The sequence below is a fragment of the Allobosea sp. P1_A7 genome (genome assembly GCF_056406775.1).
Genome location: NZ_JBFTZN010000223.1, coordinates 1 through 9624, shown reverse-complemented (window position 1 = coordinate 9624; position 9624 = coordinate 1). Strand labels below are relative to the sequence as shown.

8 protein-coding genes are annotated in these 9624 nt (G+C 64.3%); 5 read left to right on the top strand and 3 right to left on the bottom strand.

Going from position 1 to position 9624, the window contains the following annotated elements:
* Positions 1–275 precede the first annotated feature (275 nt).
* Positions 276–1376 carry a pyridoxal phosphate-dependent aminotransferase gene (locus AC1D34_RS28100; protein WP_476825971.1) on the top strand — a complete coding sequence of 367 codons (1101 nt, stop codon included), beginning with the start codon at positions 276–278 and terminating at the stop codon, positions 1374–1376.
* 55 nt (positions 1377–1431) lie between these two features.
* Here AC1D34_RS28100 and AC1D34_RS28095 read toward each other — a convergent pair whose 3' ends face one another.
* Together AC1D34_RS28095 and AC1D34_RS28090 are read right to left on the bottom strand one after the other, a co-directional pair.
* Positions 1432–2298 (bottom strand): helix-turn-helix domain-containing protein, encoded by an 867-nt coding sequence (locus AC1D34_RS28095; protein WP_476825969.1) that lies wholly within the window; start codon positions 2296–2298, stop codon positions 1432–1434.
* A gap of 74 nt (positions 2299–2372) precedes the next feature.
* On the bottom strand, positions 2373–3653 hold the full coding sequence (locus AC1D34_RS28090) for a cysteine desulfurase-like protein (protein WP_476825968.1): 1281 nt from the start codon (positions 3651–3653) through the stop codon (positions 2373–2375).
* Between the two features lie 271 nt (positions 3654–3924).
* Between AC1D34_RS28090 and AC1D34_RS28085 the strand changes: the two genes are divergently transcribed.
* The 4 genes from AC1D34_RS28085 to AC1D34_RS28070 all read left to right on the top strand — a co-directional run bounded on the left by AC1D34_RS28085 (position 3925) and on the right by AC1D34_RS28070 (position 8478).
* Positions 3925–5088, top strand: a complete 1164-nt coding sequence (locus AC1D34_RS28085) for an ATP-binding protein (RefSeq protein WP_476825970.1) — start codon at positions 3925–3927, stop codon at positions 5086–5088.
* Positions 5089–5197: 109 nt separating this feature from the next.
* Positions 5198–5689, top strand: a complete 492-nt coding sequence (locus AC1D34_RS28080) for a MarR family winged helix-turn-helix transcriptional regulator (protein WP_441493369.1) — start codon at positions 5198–5200, stop codon at positions 5687–5689.
* Positions 5682–6932: an HlyD family secretion protein gene (locus tag AC1D34_RS28075; protein WP_441493368.1), complete on the top strand. Its 1251-nt coding sequence runs from the start codon at positions 5682–5684 to the stop codon at positions 6930–6932. The genes AC1D34_RS28080 and AC1D34_RS28075 overlap by 8 nt, the downstream gene beginning before the upstream one ends.
* A complete protein-coding gene (locus tag AC1D34_RS28070) occupies positions 6925–8478 on the top strand; it encodes a DHA2 family efflux MFS transporter permease subunit (protein WP_476825967.1) in 1554 nt (517 codons plus the stop codon). The genes AC1D34_RS28075 and AC1D34_RS28070 overlap by 8 nt, the downstream gene beginning before the upstream one ends.
* Here AC1D34_RS28070 and AC1D34_RS28065 read toward each other — a convergent pair.
* Positions 8468–9454, bottom strand: a complete 987-nt coding sequence (locus AC1D34_RS28065) for an Ldh family oxidoreductase (protein WP_476825966.1) — start codon at positions 9452–9454, stop codon at positions 8468–8470. The two genes, AC1D34_RS28070 and AC1D34_RS28065, sit on opposite strands and share 11 nt — an antisense overlap.
* Between the last annotated feature and the right edge of the window lie 170 nt (positions 9455–9624).

Sequence of the window (9624 nt, the reverse complement as noted above, 5' to 3'; positions counted from 1 at the left end):
GCCAGGTGACCGGGCGGCACGAACTCATGCAGCGAAGGCGGCAAAAGCCAGCCCTGATCGACATCCCAAGAGCGAAACACTTTGGCCATGAGCCAGTGAATCATCCCGAAGCCACCCCGTCCAGAGGATTACTCGGACGGGCTCCTAGCCGGCATACTATTCCAGCGTTTCCGGCGCGGGTGTTATCCCCCTGAGGGAGGATGGCGCGGCGGTGAGGAGGCTGCGTAGTTTCCCGGCATCGTGCTCGTTTGCCTGGGAGGCCGGTCTTGAAATTCGTGCGCATGCCGATCGAAATTGAAGCGCCAGAGCAGCTCGGATACGACACGATCCGTCGGAATCTGTCAGAAAGTTCGGTCGCCGACCGAAGGTTGGGCGAACTCAACGTCAAGCTGGACGACGTCCTGCTCTGCTATGGCGATCATAAGGGCAGCATCGACCTGAGGGATTCGGTGGCGAGCCTCGGTACCGGTCTCGACGCAGAAGACGTCCTCATCACGGCCGGCGCCTCGGCCGCCCTCTTCATGGTCGCCACCTCGCTTCTGGATAAGGACCAGCATCTCGTCGTCGTGCGCCCGAACTACGCGACGAACATCGAGACGCCGCGCGCGATCGGCTGCGACATCACCTTCATTGATCTCGATTTCGAGTCGGGCTTCCGCCTGGATATCGATCGGATCGAGGCGGCGATCCGGCCCAACACCAGATATGTTTCGGTGACCTATCCGCATAATCCCAGCGGCGTGATGATCTCGGAGGCCGAGCTGCACGCCATCGTCGCCCTCGTCGAAAGGAAGGGCTGCTTCCTCCTGTTCGACGAGACCTATCGTGAGATGACATTCGGCCAGATGCTACCGGTGGCCGCGACGCTCAGCCCCCGCGTGATCAGCGTCTCCTCGCTGTCGAAGACCTATGGCATTCCGGGTATCCGCATCGGCTGGCTGATCTGCCGCGATCCAAAGCTGATGCAGCTCTTTCTTGCCGCCAAGGAGCAGATCGGAATCTCGGGCAGCATGATCGACGAGTATGTCGGCTACATCGCGCTGAGCCAGCGCAGGGACTGGCTCGAGCCCAACAACCTGTTGATCCGCAAGGGCTTCGAGCTGGTGAAGGCATGGATCGAACGGGACGAGTTCGTCGAATGGGTCGAGCCCCAAGGCGGCTGTGTTTGCCTGCCGCGGATCAGGCCTGATGTGAAGCTCGATCTGCCGACCTTCTATCATCGTCTTTACAGTGTCCATGGCACCTATGTCGGTGCCGGACGTTGGTTCGAGATGCCAGACAACTATTTCCGCGTCGGCTTTGGCTGGCCGACGCTGACGCAATTGTCTGAGGGCCTGGATGGCATTTCCGCGGCGATCCGCGACGCCAAGGGCTGAGGAAAGCCGGTCCTGCCGCCCGCCGCTGGATCATGTCTGCGGCCGGCGGTCTCGTTCAGCGTGCGGGGACCATACCTGCCGCTCCGCCGGAGCGGCTCGACACATCATCCTGCCTCTGGAGCGACATCAGGAACAGAGAGAACAGCTCCTGTTGCGTGGAAAGGCCGAGCTTGGCGTAGAGGTTCTGGCGGTGGGTCTTCACCGTCGTCACCGAAATGCCGAGATTGCSGCTGATCGACTCGCCCGAATGGCCCTTCAGGATCAGGTGGGCTACGTCGCATTCGCGCGGGCTGAGTTTCCCCTTGCCGAAATCGCCCAGCAAGAGGTCGAAGGAGGCCCAATGCGTGTCACGCTTGCTGTCCTGGCGGCAATGCTGCCAGATTCGGCGGTAGATTGCCCCTATCAGGGGCTCGATGGTCCGCAGTGCCTCGCAGTCGGCATCGGAGAACCCGCCTAGGCTGGCCAGCCGATAAAAACTGATCTCCGCCATCTCGTCTTGGGGGAGTTCGACGGCGACGACCACCTCCTCCATCCCCGCCGGCCAGCCATAGGTGCGGTAGCCGAGTTCCTCGTCCACCTGTTGTTGGACCTTGAAGTGCCGGTAGTGGTCGGAGGTGAAATAGGCGTCCGGTGCGAGCTCCCGCAAGCGATAGATGCCCGCCTTCAGCCCGTTGAGATAGGCATTGTAGACCGGATTGAGGATGTAGGTGCCGGCGATGTAAAGCTCGAGCGCTCGCTTTCCGGAGCGGTTGGCGAAGGTGTCGGCCACATAGACGGGGGCGGCCTCGCGCCGATAGACCACCGACATCGCTAGCTTGAAGGGGACGATGCGGTTGATCGCGTCCAGGAGCAAATAGGGGCTGTCGGAACGGTCGAACCGATCGATTGCGCGAGCGGCATCCAAGCTGAATGCCGCGATCATGCCCGCGTGTATCTCCCGATTCAACGCACTCAGTCCTCGTCCAGCTGCGTGACCCGCCTGTACTGCCGCCGGACTCAGGCTAGCATGGCCGCATCCTGCCCAACAATCTTGGCGATCGCGGCAAGGGTCCGGTCGATCTCTTCGATCGTGTTGTAATGGGCGACACCCAGCCGAACGACGCCTTCGTCTTCGTCGAGCCCGAGCAGGCGCGCAGGCTCGAGCGCATAATTGTGCCCCGACCAGGCGCAGATGTCCTGCTCCGCCAGAGCTTTCGCGATGACATGGGTCGAGACATGCACATGCGTGAAGGAAATCGTTGGCACCCGGTGAGCGAGGGAGGCCGCATCGGTGATGCCGCGGACGGTGACATGGGGCAGCCGCAGGAGCCCCCCGATCAGGCGGCGCGACAGCACGTTCTCATAGGCCTCGAAGCTGCGGTAAGCGCCCAAAAGCTTCTCGCGACGCGTTCCGTGGTGGCCGGTGGCCTCACCCAGCCACTCGAGATAGTCGACCGTCGCGGCAAGTCCGGCCAGAAGCTCCGTCTGCGGGGTGCCCGTTTCGAAGCGCTCCGGCAGGGCGTCGCTGGCGCAGCGACACTTGTACGGCTCCAGTTCGGCCAGCAGGCTCTCGCGCCCCCATACCATGCCAAGGTGCGGGCCGAAGAACTTGTAGGACGAGCAGGCCAGGAAATCGCAGCCCAGTGCGTGGACTTCGGGAAGCCGGTGCGGCACCAGTTGAACCGCGTCGACATAGACCAATGCGCCGGCTTGCTTCGCGATGGCCGTGAGTGCGGCGACGTCGTTGATGGAACCCGTCATGTTGCTGGCGTAGTTGAGGGCGAGCAGGCGCGTACGGTCGCTAAGGAGTGGCCTGAGGTCCTCCGGCTCGATGCGCCAGCTGTCACGGTTGAAGGGCAGCCATTTGACCTCCAGCCCCAGGTCCCGCGCCATTAGCAGCCAGGGCGAGACGTTGCCCTCATGTTCCATGCGGGTGAGGATGATCTCGTCGCCCGGCCGGAACCGCCTGCCGATCGAGCGTGAGAGATGCAGCGTCAGCGTGGTCATGTTCTGGCCGATGACGATCTCGCGCTCGGATGCCGCCCCAAGCAGGTCGGCCACGGCCTGGTGCGCCTTGAGCCAGATGGCGTCAGCCCGCCTGGAACCGGCAAAGAACCCACCCAGATTGCTGCTGGCACCGGCCATGGCCGCGCCGACGGCGTCGATCACCTGCTGCGGGACCAGTGTTCCGGCGGGATTGTCGAGATAAATCGGCGGATTGGCGACCCTGGAAAGCGCCGGAAACCGGCTGCGTACACTCTCGACGGGGAACGTCTTGGACGGGGCTTGATCGTTCATTGCATGGCCTCGGATAGGATGTGGAGTGAACCCGCACCGCCTGTCATCGTGTGGATCCCAGCTACCCCATTCGATCTCGTGCGCACCATCATCCCTAAGGGGGAGGTCGCTGAGCCGGCGCCATTTGATCGGCGGGCTGTCTCAGATGATCGCGGGGAGCATCATCTTGCGAACCGGCTCGTCAACGCGGCCGCAGTCGGCTTCACCCTTTTCACTCCCTCAGGAAACGGGTTACCTTGCAAATCGGGAGTTCTCCTCCATAATTGCAAGGATGATACCGCGTCGCATTGCTTCTGAACTAACCCATCTGATCGACAGCTATCCGGCGGTCGCATTGCTGGGGCCACGGCAGGTCGGAAAAACAACCCTGGCCCACGCCATAGGTGAGACGCGCCCCTCGATCTATCTTGACCTGGAATCGGATGCCGATCGCGCCAAGCTGACCGAGCCCGAGCTCTATCTTGCAGGCCACGAAGACAAGCTGGTGATCCTTGACGAGGTGCATCGCCTGCCCGGCCTCTTTCAGAACCTGCGAGGATTGATCGACCGTGGTCGACGTGCCGGCCACCGGACAGGGCGCTTCCTGCTGCTGGGCTCGGCCTCGATCGAGCTTCTGAAGCAATCAGGCGAGAGCCTTGCGGGCCGGATTTCGTATCTTGAACTCGAGCCGATCAACGGTCTTGAGGTCCCTCGGGAGGATCTGAACAGGTTATGGCTGCGAGGTGGCTTTCCAGACAGCTTCCTGGCCGCCAGCGCTCGCGTGAGCCAGCGCTGGAGACAGGATTTCGTTCGTACCTATCTTGAGCGTGACATTCCGCAGTTGGGTCCTCGGATCCCGGCTGAGACTTTGCGGCGTTTCTGGACGATGCTCGCGCATCATCAGTCGGGCCTGCTGAATGGAGCTGAGCTGGCACGGTCCCTTGGCGTCGACGGCAAGACGGTCGCGTCCTATCTCGATCTCCTGGTCGATCTGCTTCTCGTCCGTCGCCTTGAGCCTTGGCACGCCAACGCCGGAAAGCGCTTGGTCAAATCACCCCGTGTATACGTCCGGGACAGTGGGATCACGCATACGCTCCTCGGCCTCGAAACGCTGGAGGACGTCCTCGGACATCCCATCGCCGGCGCCAGCTGGGAAGGTTTTGCGATCGAGACTCTGATCGCCGCCGTGCCACCTGGCACTCAGGCAAACTTCTATCGCACAGCTGCGGGCGCAGAAATCGATCTCGTGCTGACCCTGCCCGGACGGCGGCCCTGGGCGATCGAGATCAAGCGCAGCCTCACGCCGAAGGTGGAGCGAGGATTTCATCACGCTTGCGAGGATATCACTCCCGAGCGACGCATCGTGATCTATCCGGGCGTCGAGCCATACCCATTCCGGGACGGAATCGACGTGATGCCGCTCGACCATGCCGCCCGAGCGTTGAGCGGGGGCTGAGCCGCATATCGATGCCCCGGCGAGGCGAACGCGACATTGAAACTGGCCAGACGAGTCGGGCGCATTGCAGAACCTAAGCTAAAATAATATATGGATGCTTATGAACAGCATGCCTAAAGCCCTGACCAAAGAGCAGCCCTCGCGCACTGTCGGTTTCCTCCTGCACGATGTCGCGCGACTGCTGCGCAAGCGCTTCGAGCAGAATGCCCGCGGGTTCGGGTTGGAGCTGACCCGGTCGCAATGGCAGGTGCTGGCCTATCTCGACAAGAACGAGGGCATCCGGCAGGGCGGCCTCGCCGAGTTGCTCGAGGTCGAGCCGATCACGCTCGGCCGCATCCTCGACAAGCTCGAAAGCTGCGGGCTGATCGAACGCCGGCACGACGCCACGGACCGGCGCGTCTGGCGGCTCTCCCTCACCGAAAAGGCCGGGCCGACCCTCGCGACCATGCGCGAGCTCGGCGAGATCACCCGCGCCGAGGCCTTCGCCGACACCTCCGAAGCCGAGCGCGAGGCGCTCCTCGCCCTGCTCACGACGATGCGTGGGAACCTCTCGGCGGCCTGTGCGATGCCGCCAGCCGTAGGACCGAAGACCGATGGATGACACAGCGAGACAACCCGACCCCGTCCGGAACGACGGCTCGGATCCTTCTGCGGCCAGCAACGTGACCGAAATCCGCCGCCCCGAGCCGAGGCTGCCTTCGGCTCAGCCCGCACCTGCCGCCAAGGCTCCCGAGACCGCAGCGCAGGCTCCGATTGCCCCTGCCGGCGCCGCTCCCGCCGCCAAGCCGCGCAATCTGAAGCGCTCCATCCTCTTCGCGTTGCTGCCCGTCGCGCTTGCCGCGGGCGGCTACTGGTATGTCGTCGGCGGGCAGGTCATGTCGACCGACAACGCCTATGTGCAAGCCGACATCGTCGGCATCTCGACCGACGTCGCCGGCATCGTTGGCGAAATCGACGTGCGCGACAACCAGCAGGTCAAGGCCGGGGACGTTCTGTTCAAGCTCGACGACGCGCAGTTCCGCTTCGCCCTCGACCGGGCGAACGCGCAGATTGGGGTGGTCCGCAACGATCTTGAAGCGCAGAAGGCGAACTACAAGGCGATGCAGAGCCAGATCGCCCAGGCCAGGACCGACATCGATTACTACACCACCGCCTTCAAGCGGCAGCAGGACCTCGCGACCAAGGCGGTCGCCTCGCAGGTGACCTATGATTCAGCCAGGCACGATCTCGATGGCGCCGTGCAGAAGCTAGCGCAGCTCCAGAGCCAGCTCATCGGTATCGCCGCCAGCCTGAACGGCAATCCCGATGCGCCGATCGAGGATCACCCTCGCTACAAGGACAGCGTCGCAGCCCGGGCCGAGGCTGCCCGCCAGCTCGATCACACCGTGGTCAAGGCGCCGATGGACGGCATCGTCACCAATGTGCCCTCGCTGCAGAAGGGGCAGTACCTTGCCGACGCGACAGTCGGCTTCAGCCTAGTCTCGGCCGACCATGTCTGGATCCAGGCGAACCCCAAGGAGACCGAGTTGACCTGGGTCCGCCCGGGACAGAAGGCGCGGGTCTATGTCGACACCTATCCCGGCGCCGAATGGACCGGCACGGTCGACAGCATCAGCCCGGCCTCGGCCGCAAGCTTTTCGCTGCTGCCGGCCCAGAACACCAGCGGCAACTGGGTCAAGGTCGTCCAGCGCATCGCCATGCGCGTCAAAATCGACACGCCCGCCGGCAAGCCGCTGTTGCGGGCCGGCATGAGCGTCGTGCTCGATGTCGATACCGGCCGCGCCCGCGGCCTGCCCAGCTTCGTCTCGGACCTCTTCGGCAAGACCGAGACTCACAATGGCTGAGAGTGTCGCCACGGCGGCGACCCCCGTGGTCGCCAATCGCGGCGCCATCACCGTCTGCGTGATCCTCGCCGTGATCATGCAGGCTCTCGACACGACGATCGCGAATGTCGCGCTGCCCTATATCCAGGGCAGCGTCTCGGCGAGCGCCGATCAGATCAACTGGGTCCTGACCTCCTATATCGTCGCGGCCGCGATCATGACGCCGCCATCGGGCTTCCTTGCCGCCCGCTTCGGCAGGAAGCGCGTGCTCTCGGTCGCGATTATCGGCTTCGTCGTCGCCTCGATGCTCTGCGGCGCCGCGCAGTCGCTGACTCAGATCGTCGGCTTCCGCCTGCTCCAGGGCTTCTTCGGCGCCGCCCTGGTGCCGGTGTCCCAGAGCATCCTGCTCGACATCTACACGCCGGAGGAGCGCGGCTCGGCGATGGCGCTGTTCGGCGTCTCGGTCATGGTCGGCCCGGTGCTCGGCCCGGTCATCGGTGGCTGGCTGACCGAGAACATCTCCTGGCGCTGGGTCTTCTACATCAACCTGCCGCTCGGCGCATTGGCCCTGGCGGGCGTCGGGATCTTCGTCACCGAGACGAAATCGAACGTCTTAGCCAGGCTCGACTGGATCGGCTTCGGCGCGCTCAGCCTCGCCATCGCCTCGCTCCAGCTCTTCCTCGACCGCGGCGCCCAGCTCGACTGGTTCTCGTCGCTCGAGATCATCGTCGAGGCGACGGTCTGCGTCGCGGCGATCTACATCCTCGTGGTCCATACCCTCACGGCAGAGAACTCCTTCATCAAGCCGCGCCTGTTCCTCGATCGCAATTTCAGCGTCGGCATGATCTTCATCTTCATCGTCGGCATCACCTATCTCGCTTCCCTGGCGTTGATGACGCCCTATTTGCAGACGCTGATGGGCTATCCCGTCGTCACCGCCGGCGTCGTCATGGGCCCGCGCGGCATGGGCACGATGCTCTGCATGTTCCTGGTCGGACGGCTGATCGGCAAGGTGGACATCCGCATCCTGCTCGGCGCCGGCCTGGCCGTCAGCGCCTGGGCGATGTACGACATGGCCGGCTGGACCCCGGACGTCTCGCAGCAGACGATCATCGTCACCGGCTTCATCCAGGGTGCGGGCTTGGGCCTGCTCTTCGTGCCGCTGACCACCGTGACCTTCTCCACGCTGCAGCCGCAGGATCGCGGCGACGCCACCGGCCTTTACAACCTGTCGCGCAATATCGGCTCCAGCGTCGGCATCTCCATCGTCAGCTATCTGCTCACCCGCAACGTCCAGGTGAACCACGCCGAGATCGCGACTTACGTCACGCCCTTTAACCGCATCTTCGAGATGCCGGCGATCAAGGATGCCTGGGATCCGCTGACGCTGGCCGGGCGCGCCGCGCTCGACGAGGTCATCACCCGGCAGGCGATGATCATCGCCTATATCGACGATTTCAAGCTGCTGATGATCCTGTGCCTCGCGGCCATGCCGTTCCTCGCCCTGCTGGTCACCTCGAAGCAGAAGAAGGCGCCGTCGGATGATCATCCGATGGTCATGGAGTAGCGCGCCGCTGGCCCAGCCCGAGGGAGTATCGCGCGATCGCCTCCACCAGCGCGTCGGGCAGCTCGATCTCCTGGCGAGCCGGCCTTTGTCCGGGAATATGGACGCCCTTGCCCGCCAGGCGCGTGAGATGCGCAGCCAGCCGGGCTGAAAAATCCGGAGCGAAGAGCTCCGGCTTCAGCGCGACGACCAGGAGCCCGACGCCGGGGGATCGGCTGCCGCCGGCGAAGGACGGCGCATCGAGCGACCAGTTCGCGCCGGTGACGCCGGCTGCCAGGGTTTCCACGATCAGCGCGATATTGGCGCCGCGCTCGCCCCCAAAAGCGAGAAGCGCTCCGGTGAGCGCCGCGCGCGGATCGGTGGTGGGTTGGCCGCTCGCATCCACGGCCCAGCCCGGCGGTATCGCCTCGCCGATCTCGGCGGCCTGCCTGATATTGACGAAGGCCGTCGCGCTCGTGGCCTGGTCGATGACCAAGGGCTGGCCGCCCGCGACGGGCGCGGCGAAGGAGAGCGGGTTGGTGCCGTAGACCGCCTCCTGGCTCTTGCCCGCCGCCACCAGCGCCGGCCCATTGGCAAGGGCAAGCCCGATCAATCCCGCTTCGGCGAGCCGGCGGGTGTAGTAGCCGAGTTCGCCGACCGTGTAGCTGTTCGCCTGGATCAGCAGCGCGAGGCCATAGAGCCCGGCGCGCGCCTGCAATTCAGCAAAGGCGAGATCGAAACCGAGCTGGGCGATGCCTCCCCCGGCTTCGACCCGGATCGAGGCCGGGGTTGGAAAGCTGATCCCCGGGGTGACGGAGCCCGCGATCCGCCCGGCCGCGAGACCATCGAGATAGTCCAGGAGATGCGCGAACCCGACAGAGGAACGACCCGACACTTCCGCAGCGATCGTCGCATCCGCGAGCGCTGCTGCGACAGCATCGTTGCCTCCAGCGGCCAGCACGGCGTGGCGCGCCATCTCGCGCGCGCCGTCTATCGTCATTCGCATCGCTGCCCCCGCCCCCGCAAAAGCTGTGGCCCCATACCGGGGAAGAGCGGGGTTAAATCCAGCCTTGCGTTACGTCAACGACTGGAGCGGACGATCTCCGGACTGAAATGGCTGCCGCAAAATGCGCCGGCGTGACGCACCGAGTTTTCGGACATCCCTTGAAA

Coding starts and splice junctions, on each gene's coding strand:
- AC1D34_RS28065 (WP_476825966.1), bottom strand. CDS start 9,454: ATGACGATAGACGGCGCGCGCGAGATGGCGCGCCACGCCGTGCTGGCC.
- AC1D34_RS28070 (WP_476825967.1), top strand. CDS start 6,925: ATGGCTGAGAGTGTCGCCACGGCGGCGACCCCCGTGGTCGCCAATCGC.
- AC1D34_RS28090 (WP_476825968.1), bottom strand. CDS start 3,653: ATGAACGATCAAGCCCCGTCCAAGACGTTCCCCGTCGAGAGTGTACGC.
- AC1D34_RS28080 (WP_441493369.1), top strand. CDS start 5,198: ATGCCTAAAGCCCTGACCAAAGAGCAGCCCTCGCGCACTGTCGGTTTC.
- AC1D34_RS28085 (WP_476825970.1), top strand. CDS start 3,925: ATGATACCGCGTCGCATTGCTTCTGAACTAACCCATCTGATCGACAGC.
- AC1D34_RS28075 (WP_441493368.1), top strand. CDS start 5,682: ATGGATGACACAGCGAGACAACCCGACCCCGTCCGGAACGACGGCTCG.